Origin of the sequence: Bacillus altitudinis 41KF2b, assembly GCF_000691145.1 — a bacterium.
In the GTDB taxonomy this organism is placed as follows: Bacteria; Bacillota; Bacilli; order Bacillales; family Bacillaceae; genus Bacillus; species Bacillus altitudinis.
Map to the genome: position 1 here is coordinate 70606 of NZ_ASJC01000001.1, position 19340 is coordinate 89945.

A 19340-nucleotide genomic window follows, 5' to 3' on the forward strand; every position below is an offset into this window, starting at 1 on the left:
CAATTCAGGAGGTTTTTTTAGTGAACGTTAAAATATCGAGCTTCAGGATGAGAAACGACAATGGCTGAAACGGATGCTTCAGGCTCCATCATAAACCCTTCTGTGAGATGAATCCCGATTTTTTCTGGCTGCAGCAGGTGGAATAGTTTTTCTTGGTCTTCTAGATTAGGGCACGCTGGATAGCCAAAGGAATAGCGCTGACCTTGATATTTGGCTTGGAAGCGTTTTTCCATCGTGAAATCGACTGGGTCTGGGAATCCCCATTTATCACGAATTACTTGATGCGTTCGTTCAGCCAAGCCTTCTGCAAGCTCAAGTGCTAAAGCTTGGACCGCATGCATTTTTAAATAGTCACCCTCTTGTTTAAATTGCTGCGCAACTTCTCGTATGCGGGCACCAGCCGTCACTGCAAATAAGGCGATATAATCTTTCTCGTTCTCTCCGCTTTTCCGCACATAATCAGAAATAGACCGGTACGGAAGTTTTTCCTGTCTTGGAAATTGGAATGTCTCAATGACGCGGTCAGGCGCTTCTGGATCATAGATATGCAGGTCATTCCGATTTGAATTGGCAGGGAAGAATTGATAGACAAATGCAGGTGCAAACCAGTTTTTCTCTCTGCCTTCTTGAAGAAGATCTGTGATCAGTTGTTTTAACTCCAATGCTTTTGGATGCTGTTCAGCCAAGAGCTTTTTGACCTTTCCTTTTAAACCGAGATGATGGCCGATCAGCATTTGCTCATTGACATAGGGCATAATGTGGTGCAAATCAATATCCCGTACATAATGGCGTTTCGTATTTTCAGGCGTGAATATCGCTGCCTCCGGAAGTGTCGCGCGTTTTTCTAGTAATTCAATCACGGCTTTTGGCTGCTTTGTTTCTTTTTCCTTATGGAGTGTTTCTTGATCCTCTAAGGGTTTTGTTTGAAATTGAAGAGGGTTCGTTCTTAATTCATTCGCTAAAGACAGGCCGTCCATTGCATCTTTGGCGTAAAGGACGGGGCCATCATATTGAGGCGAAATTTTCATCTTCGTAAACTTCCGTGAAAGCGCCGCGCCGCCCACCAAAATGGGAACAGAGATGTTTGCTTTTTGTAAATCTTGAGCGGTCAAGACCATTTGCTGTGCTGATTTGACAAGTAAACCTGATAATCCAATCATATCTGGCTTTTCTTTTTGCACCGCTTCAATCAATGTTTGTGGGGTTACTTTGATTCCGAGATCGACGACGTGAAAGCCATTATTGCTCAAAATGATGTCGACCAGGTTTTTCCCTATATCATGGACATCTCCTTTGACGGTGGCGAGGAGAATCTTCCCTTTGCCGCTTGCGTCCTTTTTCTCCATAAATTGCTCAAGGTATGAAACAGATGCTTTCATGACCTCAGCGGATTGAAGCACTTCAGCTACAATCAATTCGTTTTGATTAAAAAGGCGCCCAACCTCCGACATTCCCTGCATTAATGGTCCATTGATGATATGAAGAGGTGATTCAAATTTCTCCAAAGCAAGGGCAAGGTCATCAATCAGGCCTTCTTTCGTCCCTTCGACGACATAGAGTGCCAGCCTTTCATCAAGTGATAAGGAGATCTTTGGTTTCTTCTCTGTTTTCTTTTTCCCGCGATAAAATTGGGTGAACTCAGCAAGGGTTTGATCATTTGTTTCATAAAGTAAAGTTTCAGCCAGCTTGATTTCTTCCTTTGGAATTGAAGCGAAGCGTTCAAGCTTTTCAGTATTCACGATGGCATAATCAAGCCCCGCTTTGACGCAGTGATACAAATAAACGGCATTCAATATTTCTCTGCCAACTGGCGGGAGTCCGAAAGACACGTTACTAATGCCTAAAATGGTGAGACATTCAGGCAGTGCTGCTTTGATTCGCTCAATGCCTTTAATCGTCTCTTCAGCAGCACCAATATACTGTTCGTCTCCAGTACCTACTGGAAAGACAAGCGGGTCAAAAATGATATCACTCGCAGGGATTCCATATTTTTTCGTGAGCAGGTCATGGGATCTTACGGCAATCTCAAGTTTTCGATCTGCTGTGACGGCCATCCCTGTTTCATCGATTGTTCCAACAACAAGTGCACCGCCATATAGCTTGACAAGCGGAAGAATCTCTTCAAAGCGCTCTTCTCCATCCTCTAAATTAATAGAATTAATAATGGCTTTTCCTTGAGAATACATGAGTGCTTTTTCGATGACATGTTTATCGGTTGAATCAATGACAAAAGGAGCTTTCACTTTTTTCATGGCTTCTTTTAAAAAGCCTTCCATGTCTGCTATCTCATCACGATCAGGGTCTGCTAGACACACATCAATGACGTGAGCGCCATTTTTCACTTGAGCACGAGCAATTTCTGCTGCCTCTTCAAACTTTTGTTCTGCGATGAGCCGTTTGAATTTGCGTGAACCAATGACATTTGTGCGCTCACCAACAAAGAGGGGGCGCATCGCTTCTTCATAAATGAGGGGCTCGATTCCTGATACGGTATGCGGTGATGACTCATGCGACATGCTGCGGGGCTGAAGCGAACGTACTTCATCTGACAATGCCTGAATATGTGCAGGCGTTGTACCGCAGCAGCCACCGACGATATTTAACCAGCCTTCTTTTGCAAAAGCGGCAATTTTTTTAGCAAGCGAAGCAGGGGATTCGTGATATTGTCCTTCTTCATCAGGGAGACCAGCGTTTGGATAGCAACTGACAGCCGACTTTGAGATGGAGGAGAGTGTACGGATATGGTCTGTCATAAATTCTGGACCAGTTGCACAGTTTAGTCCGACGCTGATTGGTTTCATATGCTCAAGTGAGATATAAAAGGCTTCAATATCTTGGCCTGCAAGGGTAGTGCCCATCGGCTCAATCGTACCTGACACCATCAGTGGCAGCTCAATACCGGTCGCTTGAAAGGCTTCTTGAATGCCTTTAAATCCAGCTTTGACATTCAACATGTCTTGACTCGTTTCTAAAAGAAGAGCATCACATTTCCCATCAATCAGGGCGCGGGCTTGTTCTTCATAATTTGCAACGAGCTCTTCAAACGTTGTGCCGCCTGTTACGGATAATGTTTTTGTAGTGGGCCCCATTGCGCCTACAACAAAGCGGGGCCACTCTGGTGTGGACAAACGGTCTGTTTCACGCTTTGCCAGCTGAGCTGCTTTTACGTTCAATTCATAGGCGAGGTGGCCAAGTCCATATTCATCGAGAACGAGCTTCGTCGCGCCGAATGTATTTGTTTCGATTAAATCTGCACTTGCTTCAAGATATTGCCGGTGGATCGTGGAGATAATATGAGGGGCTGTGACGTTCAAATATTCGTTACAGCCCTCATACTCTTCTCCGCCGAAATCCTCTGCTGTGAGATCGGCGTTTTGAATCATTGTGCCCATTGCACCGTCAAGGACGAGGATGCGTTTTTTGAGCTGTTCAGTGATAGTTGGCATGGATGTTTGGCTCCTTTTCTTTCTGATGGATGTAAGTTGTCAGTTCTGCTGTTAAATCTGATCGAAGGAAAGGGGTAATTAAATAGATGCCATTAAACAATTCACAGGCTGTATCTAATAAAGAACGGGCAATCGCTAATCCTTCTGTCCGCTGCTTTTCTTTATCTTCGCCTGCCTTGGCCATAATCTCACGAATCGAGTCAGACAATTTAATGCCGGGAATTTCATGATGAATAAACTCAGCATTTCGGCTGCTTGTCAGCGGCATAATACCGATGTAAATCGGTTTATCCAAATGTCGGCTTTCTTCATGAATCTTCACAAGCTGTTCCTCAGAGTATACAGGTTGTGAAATAAAATAATCGGCACCGTATTCGATTTTCTTCTCGAGGCGTTTGACCGCTTTATCAATATGACGGACATTTGGATTAAACGCGCCAGCCACTGAAAAATTGGTCTTTTTCCCGAGCGGCTTCCCAGAGAAAGATAGTCCCTCGTTAAATTGTTTGATCAGACGGATCAAATCAAAGGAGGTTAAATCATACACAGATGTCGCACCTGGGAAGTCTCCAATTTTAGACGGATCGCCTGTGATGGCTAAAATATCGGTTAGTCCAAGCGTGTCCAGCCCCATTAAGTGGGATTGGAGTCCAATCAAATTGCGATCACGACATGTGATATGGACAAGTGAACGCATATCAAGCTGCTGTTTTAATAAAGCGCCGCATGCCACATTGCTAATACGCGGGGTAGCTAGAGAGTTATCGGCCAGCGTGAGGGCATCAATGCCAGCACTTTTTAATTCGTTCGCTGCGACAAGGAATTTTTCAAAGTTCAGCTTCTTCGGCGGGTCCAGCTCGACGATAATCGAACGTTTTTTCACAGCCAGCTCGTCAAGACCTGGTTCTGTCCGTTGATCTTGGATCGAAATGATTTCTTCTTTTAATACTTTCACTTCTTTTTCGGTGATAGGTGCTAAATCTTTGACCGCCTCTGCCATGGCGCTTATATGCTGAGGGGTTGTTCCGCAGCAGCCTCCAATGATTCGTGCGCCCTGATTTCTAAACTCAAGTGCACTTTTTCGGAAATAATCATTATCTGTATCATAGACGAGTCTGCCTTCTTCAAGGGAGGGGAGACTGCTGTTTGGATAGACAGATAAATGAGAATTTTCCAAAAGTGGAACACCTTCAAGTGCCTGAATCATATGATAAGGGCCCAGCCGGCAGTTAATGCCGACGACATCAGCGCCAAGTGAGGATAATTCAGATAAACCGTCTTTTAGCGGTGTACCGTCCTGCAATACACCTTGCTCATGCATGGAGACGTTCATGACAATCGGAAGCGCTGTTTCTTTGCGCGCTATCTCAAGCACGGCCTTTGCTTCTTCAATATCGTAATACGTTTCAAGCAGTAATCCATCAGGCTCTTCATTTAAAAGGATATAGAGCTGTTCTCTAAAGCTCCGTTTAATCTCGTCTAAAGAGTAGGCATTTTTGTTAAATGTTCGAATGCCGCCGATCGTTCCGAGGACATAAGCTGAGCCAGCGGCTGCTTTGGCAATTTGTACAGCTTTTGTGTTAATGCGTTTTGTTTCTTCCTCTAAGCCGTAGCGGGATAGTTTAATATAATTCGCACCGTATGTGTTCGTTTGAATAATGTCCGCTCCAGCTTGCACATATGCCTCGTGCACTCTTTTGACTTCATCTTCTTTTGATAAATTTAATTCTTCAAAGCAGCGGTCAATGCCATAAGAGTATAAAAGTGTTCCCATTGCTCCATCAGCAATCAGTACGCGATTTTGTAAGTCTTGTAATAGGCCCATTGGTTTCCTCCTTATTTCTATGTAACAAAAAAAGCCTTCTGATAAGAAGAAGACTTTTTGGCTGTATGGAAATTCTTCTCCTTATCTTCCAAGCAGTTGCTTGCTGGATTTAGCACCTTGGTCATAGAAAATAGATTTCTACTACACCGGTTGCTGAGGCTTCACAGGGCCAGTCCCTCTGCCTCTCTTGATAAGAAAGCGATATGAACATGTCAATGAATTGAACTTCCATCAACTGTATCGAAAAAATCGGAAATAATCAATGGAAAATTTGAAATTTATCGAAAATTTATAAATTGGACGTCAATAGGTAAATCTGCCTTGCGCATAAGCGCAATCACTTCTTGTAAATCATCTTTATTTTTTCCTGTCACACGCACTTGATCATCTTGAAATTGCGACTTTACTTTTATACCAGATTGTTTGATCAAGGCATTGATCTTTTTGGCATTGTCCTTATCAATCCCGCTAATCAGCTTTGCACGCTGGCGAACGGTTCCACCTAGGGCATGTTCTGTTTTTCCGTAGTCAATGTTTTTAGTCGGTACGTTTCGTTTAATCAGTTTTGTCACAAGGACATCCTTTAGCTGCTCCAGCTTGAAGTCATCATCAGAAATGAGAACGAGTTCTTCTTTTTCTAGTGAAATATCACTTTTACTTCCTTTAAAATCATAACGGTTTTTAATTTCTTTCAGTGCTGCTTGAATGGCGTTTTGCACCTCTGGCAGCTCCACCTTCGATACAATATCAAATGAACTTTCTTTTGCCATCACATATGACCTCCAACTATAGATATTGCGTCTATTTTATCATGCCAATAGGGGAAGAAGAAACTTTATCGAAGAGAGTTAAGATGCATGCGGTATAATTCAAGTGCAGTTTGTCCACTTTAGCTAACAGAACTAGAGATGTTCATGATGACAGAAGTATAGTAGAATAAAGTGAATCAAAAGATGAACGAACGCTCTTTTAAGGGCAGATAGGAAGGAAGAGAACATGAGACCAGGTGAGCAACTGACCTTGCAAATAGATAACGAGATGGAATACGGCTACTTTTTAACAGATGGCGAAGATTCTGTCCTCCTACATCGCAGTGAGATGACAGAGGATATTGGAGATCGTGATGAAGTAGAGGTCTACTTATATGTAGATCATGAGGAAAGACTGGCAGCGACGATGAAAATTCCTAAAATCAATGCACATACATACGACTGGGTAGAAGTCGTAGACGTTGTAGAAGGTATGGGTGCTTTTGTCGATATAGGTTTGTCAAAGGATGCACTTGTTGCAACTGAACACCTCCCGCCTTTTGAGGAAGCGTGGCCGAAAAAAGGCGACAAACTATACTGTATGCTCAAAGTGACAAGTTACGGGAGAATGTTCGCAAAACCAGCCACTGAAGATGTGATCAGTGAATTATTTACTGAAGCGCCAGAAACGTTAATGAACAAAGAAATCACGGGGACAATTTATCGCTTAATTGCGACAGGTTCTTTTATGCTGACAGATACAGGCGTGCGTGGATTTATCCACCGCACGGAACGAAAGGAAGAGCCTAGATTGGGATCGACCGTGACAGGACGCGTCATTGCAGTGAAAGAGGACGGAACTGTAAACGTTTCTCTGCTTCCGAGAAAGCAGGATGCATTATCTGTCGATGCAGAAGAAATCTTAACTTACATGAGAACGAGAAACGGTGCAATGCCTTTCGGCGATAAAAGCGATCCAGAAGATATCCGGGAAAGATTTCAAATGAGCAAAGCAGCCTTCAAACGAGCATTAGGTCATCTGATGAAAAATGATCTTGTTTACCAAAAAGAAGGATGGACATACGAGAAAAAGTGAGCATTTGCTCACTTTTTTTATTTTTGTCATAAATAATGGTTTTTTTCAGTGAAAAAAGTCATGAAAAAAGCTGAAAATCCTTCACTTTATCATTGAAACAATGACTCTCAAATCCGATAAATAAGGGGTAAGGATGATAAAAGGAGTGTGTTTTTGGATGAAAGTGAAGATTTCATTACTTCTGATGGCAGCGATGATCATGGTACTCGCCTCATGCAGCAATCAGCAGGGAGGACCACCGGTATCAAATACGAAGCATATTGGTGTCATGCTGACGGATGATGGTCTTGGTGATCAATCATTTAACGATTCATCATTTAAAGGATTAGAAAAAGCACGTGATGAGCTTGGCATTGAATTCGATTATAGAGAAATTGCAGAAACCGATACATATGAAAAAGGGCTGACCGAGCTTGTGAAAGATGGAAATGACCTGATCATCGGTGTAGGTTTCAGTATGCAAGAAGACTTAGAAAAGGTAGCGAAAAAATATCCGAAAAAGCAATTTTTACTCATTGATGCTGTGTCTGAACTGAAAAATGTCACATCAGTGACTTTTAAAGAAGAGCAGGGCAGCTATTTAGCGGGAGCTCTTGCTGCCATGACAACAAAAAGTGATGTTATTGGTTTTGTGGGCGGAGTCGATGCAGAGGTGATCCACCGATTTGAACAAGGCTATCAAAAAGGCGCAAAATCAGTGAATCCGAAAATCAAGGTCGTATCCACGTATGCTGGCACATTTAGTGATGCAGGCAAAGGCAGTAACATAGCGAAAGACATGATCAAAAAGAAAGCAGATGTTTTATATGCCGCAGCCGGTTATACGGGTGTTGGTGTATTAAAAGAAGCGCAAACGCAAGGCAAATATGCAATCGGCGTGGACAGCGATCAGTATTATACAGCTGAAAAAGCCGTTATTTCGTCTATGGTCAAAAAAGTAGATGAAGTCGTCTATCAATTCAGCGAACAGCTCGTCAAAAGCAGCAACATCAAAAGTGGACATATCGTTTACGACTTAAGTAATGACGGAATCGATATGGCAAGAATCCGGGTGCTCAAAGATGCTGAGAAATTGACCAAAAAATTAAATGGACTGAAGCAAACACTTCTGAAAGAAGAGGGGGCAGCATCATGAGCTTACGCATCAAAATTTTGCTCAACTCACTCATTTCACTTCTTTTAGCGGTTGGCGTAATTGCCTTTATTATTGTGAGTATGACAAAGATTCAGTCATCAAGCGAAACAGAAGTTCAAACCTTACTGAACGTACAAAAAACGAAGGCCAGCTTTGAAAGTGTCGAACAAGCCATGACCAATTATTCCATGACCCTTTCAGATGAACAGCTAGAGGTCGTTCAAACCGATATATCGACAGCGAAAAAACAGCTGCAAACGTTAAACAAAAACGCAGGAAATATGAACAAAGAAGCCCTAACACGGTTAAATTCAAAGTTTGACACATGGACGCAAGAAGCAAACAATGCCATTGGTGAAAAAAATGCCTCTGATGCCAGACGAGTGGCTGCCAGAATTGACGGTGTTTTAAACGACGTGCATACGATGAATAAAAGAGCACAAGAAGCGTATGAATACCATTTAGAGGAGGCGGCAGACAATGTGCAAAGGATCATCACAAGCGCATCTGTCGCAGCCCTCACGCTGATTGTCATCGCCGTCTTTTTAAATATTGGTTTAACGAGATCCATTGTGACACCAATCAAATCCCTTTCTTACCGGGCAAAACAGATTGCCGAAGGAAACCTCGCTGTGGAGCGGATGAACATCAAGCGTAAAGATGAAATCGGCGGATTAAATGAGTCGTTCAATCAAATGACGGATCAGCTGATTAGCTTGATTCAAGAAATCAGCCATGTCTCAAGCCAAGTAGAATCATTTTCGATTCAGTTAGATGATGAAAACAAAAAGCTTATGGAATCAGCCAATCAAGTGTCTGTATCGACAGACGAAATGGCAAATGGTTCACAAGCGATTTCAGAAGACCTTCAGCATGGCGTTAGTTTGATTGAGAAAATGGATTCACATGGCCGTAAGAATTCCGAAAGATCACATACAGTCATCCGTAGTACAGAGGATGCCATTGAAGCGGTAGAAAGCGGAAAGCACACGTTAACAGAAACAAAAGCAGCCATTGAAAAAAATACACGTGCGACGAGACAAATTGAAGAGTCTGCAGGAGAATTCACTCAGTACGCAAGCGGAATCTCCGAAATGGCCAAAACGGTTTCTGATATTGCAGACCAGACAAACCTCCTCTCGCTCAATGCGGCGATTGAAGCGGCAAGAGCAGGAGAAGCTGGCAAAGGGTTTGCCGTCGTAGCGGACGAAATTCGTAAGCTGGCAGATGAATCGTCTCGTGCAACAAGACAAATTTTTGACATGGTGAGTCATATTGAAAAAGGCATTCAATCCATTAGCCAAACTGTACAAGAAGGGGTCAAGCTATCACTTCAGCAGCAAGATGCAATGGACAAAACCTCACACTCCTTTGAAGATATAGAAAAAAAAGCACAACATATTAAGCAAGAAATGGCGGTCTTAAATGACCAAATTATTCAATCAACAGAGCTTGGCGGACAAGTGCTGCACTCGATTGAAAATATTAGTGCCGTTGTAGAAGAAACGGCAGCGGGCAGCGAAGAAATTTCTGCCTCGGCAAACGAACAACTGCAATCTTTCCATCAAATGAACAAACAAGTAGAAGAACTGATGAGTATGACGGCAAGGTTAAACGAAACCGTTCACCGATTTAAGCTATCATAAGAAAAGCACCCTTCCCGTGATGTTTCAGGGAAGGGTGCTTTTTATGATGGGCTGCCTGTAAAGAAGATGGCAAGTGTGCTAGGGCCTGAGTGGGACCCGACAGCCGCGCCGATGACCTGGATGTCGATTTCTTTTGGATGAAATTCGGCTTCGATTAATTGTCTCATTTCTTCTGCAAGTGCAGGGTCGTCTCCATGACTAATGCCAACAGTTTGACTAGACCAGTCAGATCCGCGTTCTTTCATTAGCTCGATAATGCGTTTCAACAATTTTTTCCGGCCACGAATTTTTTCAAGGGGTATCAGTTTTCCATCCTCAACGTGTAAAATGGGTTTAATACTTAACAACCCGCCAACAAATGCGGACGCTTTACTGATTCTTCCGCCTCTTGCTAAATACGATAAATCGTCTACAGTAAAAATATGTTGTAAAGATTCACAAAAATGCTTTACAGACGTTTCAATTTCTTGTATTGTATTTCCGTCAATGGCAAGTGATTGAGCGTGTTTGACAGCTAGTCCATAACCAAGTGAAGCACATTTAGAATCAATGATTCGTAAATCGAAATCAGGGTATTCTTCCTTCACTTCGTTTGCCATCATCACAGCGGTTTGGTATGTACCTGAAAGCTCTGATGAAAAGGCAACATAAATAGCGGATATATGGGTTTGTGCTGCAGAAACAAAGGCTTCTTTGATCCGGTTCGGTGAAGCTTGTGATGTTTTTGGACTTGCACCTTGTCTCATCGCATCAAATACTTGTTTTGGTTCAATGGTGATCAAATCCTCAAATTCCTGCTCGCCGAGTAATACACGCAGCGGAATGAGTGTCATGTTTTGTTCATCATAATAAGAAAGAGGCAGATCAGCAGCACTGTCTGCTATGATATGAACAGTCATCAAAATCCCTTCTTTCTAAAAAAATCAACCATATTTTACATCTTTTTAGCCTAACTATATCATAGAAAATCATTTTTTCGTGTTCAAATTCTAAATTTTAGGGAAAACCATAGAGAGAATGGTAAGTGGAGGAATGACAACATGTTCATTGGAGAAGCAAAAAAACTCATCGTCGTCGTCATTGGTGCCTTACTCAATGCGATTGGGCTGAATTTATTTTTAATCCCTGCTGACGTATATGCAAGTGGTTTTACAGGGGTTGCCCAGCTGTTATCTAGTTTAATCGATCAATATGCACCGTTTTATTTATCAACAGGGATCCTATTATTTATTTTAAACATTCCGGTCGGCATTTTAGGCTGGATGAAGGTTGGTCGTTCCTTTACTTTGTATAGCATTATTAGTGTGGCACTGACAACGATTTTCCTCGGCATTTTACCAGAGACAAGTGTTTCTGAAGATATTTTATTAAATGCTGTATTTGGCGGAGTCATTTCTGCACTTGGCATTGGGATTACACTGAAATATGGGGCATCTACAGGCGGCCTTGACATTATTGCGATGATTTTAGCGAAATGGAAAGACAAACCAGTGGGCACGTATTTCTTCATTTTAAACGGAATTATCATTTTTACAGCAGGATTGTTACAAGGTTGGGAGAAAGCTTTATATACCCTTGTCACATTATATGTGACGACTAGGGTAATTGATGCCATCCATACGAGACATGAAAAGCTGACTGCCATGATTGTGACAAAGAAAGCAGATGAAATCAAAGAAGCCATTTATGGAAAAATGGTCAGAGGGATTACGACTGTTCCGGCAAAAGGGGCATTTACCAATGAACAAAAAGAAATGATGGTCATTGTCATTACAAGGTATGAGCTGTATGAACTTGAACAAATTATAAAGGAAGTCGATCCAAAAGCCTTTACAAATATTGTTCAAACAACCAATATTCTTGGATTTTTCAGACGAGATTAAAAGGTGGGTAGAAGATGAAAAAAGGGTTAGTGCTTTTTCTCGTTCTATTGGTTTTAACAGCTTGTGGACAACAAAAAAAGGATGAACCAGACAAGGAGGTATCCGGTCAAATGGGAGAAAAAACCGTTGTACTCACAGTAGACCCCGTCCAAAAAGGTTCTTCGGTTCAATTTCATATGTCACTCAAAAATGAATCAGATCGAGATATTGAATTCACGTTTAACACAAGCCAAAAATTCGAATTGAGTGTGTACGATGAAGACGGAAATGAAAAATACCGTTACTCGAAAGACCGTATGTTCACACAAGCCATCCAATCCTTTGTGCTGAAAGCAGATGAAACATATGACTTCCAAGATACGTGGTCAAACGGTGTGGAGCCGGGGACGTATGAAGCGGTCGTCACATTTAAAGGAAAAGCAGAAGGGCTAAAGCAAATCATTGAGAAGAAAACGTTCCAAGTGAAATTAGCATAAGAAAAGCTGTCCACAAAGCGGACAGCTTTTTTCGTTAAAGATCATCAAGCAGGTCTTGGAACGTATGCAGCTGGTTTCTTTCTGCATCTGTCGAATTAGCAAATGCAGATGATACGGCGTTTTTAGCTCGCTGAACTGCTTGTTGACGCTCTAAACCAGATGGAAATGAAGAAGTAAGGGCTTCTTCAGTAAATGATTTGGCTTGATCAAAAAGTTCGTTTCTCACAATGAACCTCCAGAAGCATCAGTCTTCATATTTCCCCTGTCCTCCGCAGCTTCTTCAAGTGTGGAACGATACGGAAAACGTGCGTCATGCAGACTGACTGAATCTTTACCTTGTTGTATAAAGCGTTTCGATTTGCTTCTTTTACCCATTCGGAATCCGCCCCTTTACACAAGCTGACAGGACAACCTGTCTAACGGTAGTATGCCCGTTTCGACCTGTTATGTATGAATGGAAAAATTAAAGCGAGAAGTAATTCGTTAGGAATTTTGCAATCCCATCTTGTTCATTCGTATCTGTCACTTCATTAGAGACACGTTTCACTGCATCAATCCCGTTGCCCATGGCAACCCCGCATCCAGCAAATTCAAGCATCTCTAAATCATTGTCTTCATCTCCGAATGCCACAATCCGCTCCTGAGGCACACCGTAATAATCACTGATCTTTTGCAGTCCAACGGCTTTGTTCATACCTGTTTTAATAATTTCAATGACATGCCACGGAGCAGCCCAGCGTCTGTGGTCAATCACTTCTGCATGAACATCTGTCAAATAGCTCCGGATCGCTCCGACGTCTTCTTCTTTTGCGTGAATTAAGACGCTTGTGACATTCTCTCCAAGATTGTCCCGAAGGTCTCCAACGGTCACTTTGTTTGCATTCATATTAAATATATCAATGAGCTTTTCATCATGATAATGGAAATACAAATCGTCTAGCACTTCAGCTAACACATTGTGCACTTTATATTCCTCACTAATATCCACAAGCTGTTTCACGACTTGAAGATCAAGTGATGTGTGAAATCTGCCCCATTTTTCATCAAGAGGATGATGGACAAACGCTCCATTAAAGTTCACAATCGGTGAATCGAGCTGCAATTGCTGATAATAAGGAGAGCTGGAACGAAATGGCCGGCCAGTTGAAATACAGACATGATGCCCGCTGTCTTTCACTTTTTGAATGACATCAAGTGTGCGAGTTGAAATCGTTTTATCGTCTTTTAATAACGTGCCATCCAGGTCAAGTGCGATTAGATAAGGTTTAGTCTCCATAAAATCTCCTTTGATCTGTAAGTAATAGGAGGCAGCTAGTGCGGGTGCCTCCACCTATAGTGTATCTTTATCACATCTTCGTTGTCTACATGTTAAAATAAACAAAGACGGGAATGATAAAGGAGGATTCATAGGCTGTGATCACCATTGATGAGCAAATGACGCACGATATTCCATTTTTACATATCGTAAAAGCTGAAAATAAAGACAAACCACTGCCACTTGTATTTTTTATACATGGATTTACAAGTGCACGCGAGCACAACTTACACTTCGCCTTTCATTTGGCGGAAAAAGGCATGAGAGTCATTTTGCCTGACTGTGCTTATCATGGTGTAAGATCAGAAAACCTCAGCTTAGAGGAACTGGCATCAAAGTTTTGGGAAATCGTCCTAAACGAAATACGTGAAATCGATATACTTAAGACACATTTTCAAGAAAAACAATTGATTGAAGCTGATCTAATAGGTGTTGCAGGTACATCTATGGGAGGGATCACGACCTTTGGTGCACTTGCAAAGCATGATTGGATTAAAGCGGCAGTCAGCTTGATGGGCAGTCCGAAATATACGACATTCCTACAAGCACAAATTATGGACATGCGGCACAAAGGGTTGATGAAAGAGATTACAGATGAAGAGGTTCATCAGCAATTAGACGCGCTGCGTCCCTATGATCTAACGCTGCAAACAGATCGATTAAACAAAAGACCGCTGTTATTCTGGCATGCAGAAAACGATCCAGTTGTCCCTTACAGACATGCAAAAGCTCTTTATGACGAGTTAGCAGAAACCCAATATAAAGAAGATCCGCACCTGATTCGTTTTATTACAGATGGACAGGCTGGCCATAAGGTCTCAAGACAAGCGATGTTTGAAACGATTGATTGGTTTGTGACACACCTGAAAAGCACAAACGTTTAGCCAAAAGGAAAAGTACGTTATACTAGTTGAAAAAGGAGTGGATATCATGGATGAAGCATTGAAAGAAAATATTTTAGGCGCCCTAGAACAGGTGATTGACCCTGAGTTAAACGTAGACATCGTCAACCTTGGACTTGTCTATGATGTCGATCTTGATGAGAATGGAAAAGCGGATATCACAATGACTTTAACATCAATGGGGTGTCCCCTTGCACCAGTTATCGTGGATGAAGTGAAAAAAGCATTAAGCGACTTGCCTGAAGTGAAGGAAACTGAAGTTCACATCGTCTGGAATCCACCTTGGACACGTGACAAAATGTCAAGATACGCAAAAATTGCGCTTGGTATTCAATAAGTAAATACGACCTGGTATGAGTTGAACTCATGCCAGGTTTTTTTTATGAAAAATTAAGGTAGAGGAGGAGTATGGAATGATATAATGGATGTAATTTTATAGAACGGAGTACCTATAATGAAGCGAAAGTGGATATGGATCGTCCTTTTGATGGGATATGGTGCTGCCTTTTTTGCATCAGTCTCTATACGTGAAGGTCAAGCACACAAAAGACAAGGACTTGAGGCGTTTACAGATGTGAGTCACCTCATGCCGGTCAAAATAAAAAAAGTCGTGCAAGGAAAAGAAATAGAATCTTTAAAAGAAGTATTAGAAGAAGCAAAAGAGAAGAATCTGCCCATTTCAATCGCCGGAAAGCAGCATAGTATGGGTGGCCACACGTATTATGAAAATGGCATTGTACTAGACATGACGAAATTTCGCCGAATCGTATCATTTAATGAAAAAAAGAAGACCATTCGGGTCCAAAGCGGCGCCACATGGGATGATATTCAAAAATATGTGAACCCATATGGTCTTGCAGTAAAGGTGATGCAATCTCAAAACATCTTTACGATTGGTGGCTCGTTAAGTGCAAATGCACATGGACGTGACATTCGCTACGGCTCACTTATTGACACTGTGCGCTCTTTCACACTGTTAAAAGCAGATGGAGAGATCATCACAGTAAAGCCTAGCGATGATTTATTTACTGCCGTGATTGGAGGATACGGCTTATTCGGTGTCATTTTAGATGTTGAGCTTTCCTTAACAAAGGATGAATTATATAAAATGGAGACAACCTCTCTACACTACGATGAATACACTGATTATTTTCAAAAGCATGTAAAGAACAATAAAGAAGTGCGCATGCATCTCGCAAGAATCTCTACAGCGAAAACAAATTTTTTGAAAGAGATGTATGTGACGAATTATTCACTTACTTCTGATCAACAGATCGATCCATACCGCGAGCTCAAAGAAGATCAGCTCGTCATCCCTTTAAAATTTATGCTCGGCCTTTCGAGAAGATTTGATATGGGGAAAGATTTACTATGGAACTTGCAAAAGAAGTATTTTCAAAGTCAAAATGACCAGCTGATCACAAGAAATAACGTGATGCGGTCTGATTCTGCTTTTTTAGAATATGAAAATGAGTCAGATACCGATGTGCTTCAAGAATACTTTGTTCCAGTTGATCGTTTTCGTGCGTATATCGATGACATGAGAAGCTTTTTACAACAGGAAGAATTGAATTTAATGAACATCACGATCCGTTACGTACAAAAAAATGAAAAAGCGGATCTCTCATATGCGAAAGAAGATATGTTTGCACTTGTTTTGTTAGTGAATTATGGTTTTGAGAAAGAAGAGAAGGCAGAAGCAGAGCGGGTCATCCGGCAAATGACAGATATCACCTTACGGCACCATGGAAGCTATTACTTACCATACATGCCTTATCAAACGAAAGCACAAATGAAACAAGCGTATCCAAAAACCGATCTATTCTTTCAAAAGAAAAAGCAAGCAGATCCAGATGGCAGATTTATCAACTACTTTTATGAAAGGTACAATACACAATGAATGCTAAAGCAATGAAATGGTTCGTCTATTCACAAAGTCTACTGTTTTTCGCCAGTAGTCTCATTTTCCCTTTTTATATTCTTTTTATTAAAAATGTTGGGTCGAGCTATTCTCAATTTGGTCTTGCTTATGGTCTGTTTGGTTTGAGCGGTGCGTTCATTCATTTATTATTAGGAAAACTTCCTGAAACGACCGACAGGCGTCTCTTTTTAATCATTCATTCGTTTGGTATGGCGTTTCTTCTTCTCCTTTTTCCACATATCACAGAAGTAGAGCAAGTTTATATGATTCAGCTTGCCTTAGGTGTGCTAGGTGGTGTTCAGAAGCACGGAGAGAAACTGCTCGTCACCGAACTCACAAATGAGAAGAAGCGAATGAAAGAAGTTGGGCACTATCATTTTTGGACAGCGCTTTTTTCATCTATCGCCATTATGCTTGGCGGCCTGTTTGCTGATTTCTTCACCATTCATTTGATTTTTTATGCAAGTTCCCTATTATATTTATGCAGTGCGCTTCTGGTCCTCAATATGAAGAACAATAGATAAAATCCGCATGTCTCACGAAGATATGTGGATTTTTTTATGAAAAAAAATGAAAACAAATATTAAATATACAATTGAATTAATTTTTATACATGTTATAATGTTAAATAATTTCACAAAGATCAAGAGGGTGTATTGACGTTGAAAATAGGTATTATAGGTGCTACAGGGTACGGAGGTGCGGAATTAGTTCGTATCTTTAAGCAGCATCCACATGTGGAGGAATGTATATTGTATTCATCAAGTGATGATGGGCAATTATACAGTCAATCTTATCCGCATCTGACAACGATTACTGACCAAACATTAAAAGCCATTGATCCGGCTACCATTGTGCAAGAAACAGATGCTGTGTTTTTAGCGACACCAGCAGGCGTTTCAAGTGAACTCACACCGAAGCTCATGAATCAAGGGGTGCCAATTATTGATTTATCAGGTGACTTGCGCATTCAAGATGGCACTGTTTATGAAGCGTGGTATAAACGAAGGGCAGCGGATGAAGCATCGGTTCAACAAGCTGTATACGGATTATCTGAATTGAATCGTGAAACCATTAAGCAAGCGGAAGTCATTGCAAACCCAGGCTGCTTTCCTACTGCAGTTCTTCTAGGTTTAGCACCGCTGATGAAACAGAATTTAATCGATGAATCTATGATCATTATAGATGCAAAAACCGGGGTGTCCGGTGCAGGACGATCCGCCTCACTTGGCACACATTTTTCAGAGCTGAACGATAACTTTAAAATTTATAAGGTGAATGAACATCAGCACACACCTGAAATAGAACAAGTACTTAGAGAATGGAACCCGCAAACGGCGAACATCACATTTTCAACACACCTTGTCCCGATGACAAGAGGGATTATGGCGACGATGTATACACAATTGAAATCAGATGTCACAAAAGAAGATTTAATGAAACGGATGAAGGACTTTTATGAAGATTCCTATTTTGTAAGAGTGAGAGATCATGGGATATATCCACAAACAAAAGAAGTATACGGCAGTAACTTCTGTGACATTGGTTTTCATTTAGATGAGCGAACAGGCAGACTGACAATTGTATCTGTCATAGATAATCTCATGAAAGGCGCAGCCGGCCAAGCGGTTCAAAACTTCAACATCATCAAAGGCTTACATGAAGAGGCGGGCCTCACAATGACACCTCTCTATCCATAAGAACAGGGGAGACAACAAACATGATCGAATTGAATGAAAAAAGTATTGTCAAAATAGACGGGGACGTATCATCACCAAAAGGTTTTGAAGCAAAGGGGATTCATATAGGATTACGCTATTCAAAAAAAGACCTTGGCTTGATCATCAGTGAAGTACCAGCAGCGAGTGCAGCGGTATACACTCAAAGTCACTTTCAAGCTGCGCCTCTTCAAGTCACACAAAAAAGCTTGAAAAAGACGGGCAAACTAAAAGGTGTCATTGTCAATAGTGCCATCGCCAACGCATGTACAGGTGAGCAGGGATTAAAAGATGCATACGACATGCAGGCAGCCTGTGCAGACATGTTAGGGACAGAGCCTGATTACATTGCTGTTTCTTCTACTGGTGTCATTGGAGAGTGTCTGGATATGGATAAAATCAAAACAGGCATCGCTCAGCTAAAAGAAGCAAAAGCAGGAAATGGCCACTTTGAAGAAGCGATTTTAACAACAGATACAGTCATTAAAAATACGACATACTCCTTGACGATAGACGGGAAAGAGATTCTCATTTCTGGTGCAGCAAAGGGCTCTGGTATGATTCATCCGAACATGGCCACAATGCTCGGGTTTGTCACAACCGATGCAAATGTCGAACAAGAAGCTTTGCAAAATGCTCTTCGTGACATCACAGATGTGACGTTTAATCAAATTACCGTCGATGGAGAAACATCAACTAACGATATGGTGCTTGTGATGGCAAATGGAATGGCAGAAAACCAGGCACTGAATGAAGAACATCCAGAATGGCCATTGTTTAAAGAAGGATTAAAACTAGCCTGCGAAGATCTAGCAAAAGAGATTGCAAGAGACGGAGAAGGCGCAACTAAATTAATCGAAGCGAAAGTTGTTGGTGCAAAAAACAACTTAGAAGCTGGTATTATTGCCAAAAAAATCGTAGGTTCAAGTCTTGTGAAAACAGCCGTATACGGTACGGACGCCAACTGGGGCCGGATTGTCGGAGCAATCGGTCATAGCGCAGCTTCTGTCACGCCAGATGAGGTTGAAGTTTACTTAGGCGGGCAATGTCTGTTTAAACATAATGAACCTCAGTCTTTCTCAGAAGAGGAAGCAAAAGCGTATCTAGAGCAGGATGAGATTACGATTTTCATTCAAATGAATGAAGGAAATGGTGAAGCGGCAGCATGGGGCTGTGACCTTACCTATGATTATGTGAAAATTAACGCGAGCTATCGCACATAATGAAG

General features: G+C 41.6%; 18 protein-coding genes and 1 riboswitch. Of the genes, 11 read left to right on the top strand and 7 right to left on the bottom strand.

Features of this window, described 5'->3' with window-relative positions; all coding sequences use genetic code 11:
* Positions 1 to 17: 17 nt before the first annotated feature.
* The 3 genes from metH to BA79_RS00345 form a co-directional block, all read right to left on the bottom strand.
* Positions 18 to 3446 (bottom strand): methionine synthase, encoded by a 3429-nt coding sequence (gene metH / locus BA79_RS00335; protein ID WP_035700245.1) that lies wholly within the window; start codon positions 3444 to 3446, stop codon positions 18 to 20.
* Positions 3430 to 5271: a bifunctional homocysteine S-methyltransferase/methylenetetrahydrofolate reductase gene (locus tag BA79_RS00340; RefSeq protein ID WP_007499079.1), complete on the bottom strand. Its 1842-nt coding sequence runs from the start codon at positions 5269 to 5271 to the stop codon at positions 3430 to 3432. Before BA79_RS00340 ends, metH begins: the two co-directional genes overlap by 17 nt.
* Positions 5272 to 5349: 78 nt before the next feature.
* A riboswitch (SAM riboswitch) is annotated at positions 5350 to 5468 on the bottom strand.
* An 81-nt stretch (positions 5469 to 5549) separates the two neighbouring features.
* Positions 5550 to 6041, bottom strand: a complete 492-nt coding sequence (locus BA79_RS00345; RefSeq protein WP_007499076.1) for a YajQ family cyclic di-GMP-binding protein — start codon at positions 6039 to 6041, stop codon at positions 5550 to 5552.
* Positions 6042 to 6267: 226 nt separating this feature from the next.
* Between BA79_RS00345 and BA79_RS00350 the strand changes: the two genes are divergently transcribed.
* From BA79_RS00350 to BA79_RS00360, 3 genes are all read left to right on the top strand, one after another.
* A complete protein-coding gene (locus BA79_RS00350; protein WP_035700247.1) occupies positions 6268 to 7116 on the top strand; it encodes a CvfB family protein in 849 nt (282 codons plus the stop codon).
* 157 nt (positions 7117 to 7273) lie between these two features.
* Entirely contained in the window at positions 7274 to 8251 is a 978-nt protein-coding gene (locus BA79_RS00355) for a BMP family lipoprotein (RefSeq protein ID WP_035700250.1), read from the top strand.
* Entirely contained in the window at positions 8248 to 9897 is a 1650-nt protein-coding gene (locus tag BA79_RS00360) for a methyl-accepting chemotaxis protein (RefSeq protein WP_035700253.1), read from the top strand. Before BA79_RS00355 ends, BA79_RS00360 begins: the two co-directional genes overlap by 4 nt.
* A gap of 41 nt (positions 9898 to 9938) precedes the next feature.
* Here the strand turns inward: BA79_RS00360 and BA79_RS00365 are convergent, their stop codons facing one another.
* A complete protein-coding gene (locus BA79_RS00365; RefSeq protein WP_035700255.1) occupies positions 9939 to 10796 on the bottom strand; it encodes a DegV family protein in 858 nt (285 codons plus the stop codon).
* Positions 10797 to 10937: 141 nt separating this feature from the next.
* On the opposite strand from BA79_RS00365, the gene BA79_RS00370 reads away from it, so the two are divergent.
* Together BA79_RS00370 and BA79_RS00375 are read left to right on the top strand one after the other, a co-directional pair.
* Positions 10938 to 11780: a YitT family protein gene (locus tag BA79_RS00370; protein WP_025207135.1), complete on the top strand. Its 843-nt coding sequence runs from the start codon at positions 10938 to 10940 to the stop codon at positions 11778 to 11780.
* Between the two features lie 14 nt (positions 11781 to 11794).
* Positions 11795 to 12256 carry a BsuPI-related putative proteinase inhibitor gene (locus BA79_RS00375; protein ID WP_035700258.1) on the top strand — a complete coding sequence of 154 codons (462 nt, stop codon included), beginning with the start codon at positions 11795 to 11797 and terminating at the stop codon, positions 12254 to 12256.
* A 34-nt stretch (positions 12257 to 12290) separates the two neighbouring features.
* Here the strand turns inward: BA79_RS00375 and BA79_RS00380 are convergent, their stop codons facing one another.
* The 3 genes from BA79_RS00380 to BA79_RS00390 form a co-directional block, all read right to left on the bottom strand.
* A complete protein-coding gene (locus BA79_RS00380; RefSeq protein ID WP_008348541.1) occupies positions 12291 to 12482 on the bottom strand; it encodes a DUF3813 domain-containing protein in 192 nt (63 codons plus the stop codon).
* The gene (locus tag BA79_RS00385; protein ID WP_008348539.1) at positions 12479 to 12631 is read right to left on the bottom strand and encodes a hypothetical protein; all 153 of its coding nucleotides are present in this window, start codon (positions 12629 to 12631) and stop codon (positions 12479 to 12481) included. Before BA79_RS00385 ends, BA79_RS00380 begins: the two co-directional genes overlap by 4 nt.
* Before the next feature lie 88 nt (positions 12632 to 12719).
* Positions 12720 to 13532 (bottom strand): Cof-type HAD-IIB family hydrolase, encoded by an 813-nt coding sequence (locus BA79_RS00390; RefSeq protein WP_017360186.1) that lies wholly within the window; start codon positions 13530 to 13532, stop codon positions 12720 to 12722.
* 137 nt (positions 13533 to 13669) lie between these two features.
* Here BA79_RS00390 and BA79_RS00395 point away from each other — a divergent pair, with 137 nt between their 5' ends.
* The 6 genes from BA79_RS00395 (at position 13670) to argJ (ending at position 19335) form a co-directional block, all read left to right on the top strand.
* Entirely contained in the window at positions 13670 to 14455 is a 786-nt protein-coding gene (locus BA79_RS00395; protein ID WP_008348536.1) for an alpha/beta fold hydrolase, read from the top strand.
* 46 nt (positions 14456 to 14501) lie between these two features.
* Entirely contained in the window at positions 14502 to 14810 is a 309-nt protein-coding gene (locus BA79_RS00400) for a metal-sulfur cluster assembly factor (protein WP_003211530.1), read from the top strand.
* Between the two features lie 117 nt (positions 14811 to 14927).
* The gene (locus BA79_RS00405; protein ID WP_035700263.1) at positions 14928 to 16373 is read left to right on the top strand and encodes an FAD-binding oxidoreductase; all 1446 of its coding nucleotides are present in this window, start codon (positions 14928 to 14930) and stop codon (positions 16371 to 16373) included.
* Positions 16370 to 16918 (top strand): MFS transporter, encoded by a 549-nt coding sequence (locus BA79_RS00410; RefSeq protein WP_008348533.1) that lies wholly within the window; start codon positions 16370 to 16372, stop codon positions 16916 to 16918. The genes BA79_RS00405 and BA79_RS00410 overlap by 4 nt, the downstream gene beginning before the upstream one ends.
* Positions 16919 to 17056: 138 nt before the next feature.
* Entirely contained in the window at positions 17057 to 18094 is a 1038-nt protein-coding gene (argC, locus tag BA79_RS00415; protein WP_029575391.1) for an N-acetyl-gamma-glutamyl-phosphate reductase, read from the top strand.
* Between the two features lie 20 nt (positions 18095 to 18114).
* Positions 18115 to 19335, top strand: coding sequence for a bifunctional ornithine acetyltransferase/N-acetylglutamate synthase (argJ, locus tag BA79_RS00420; RefSeq protein WP_035700269.1), 1221 nt, complete (start codon positions 18115 to 18117; stop codon positions 19333 to 19335).
* Positions 19336 to 19340: the final 5 nt, after the last annotated feature.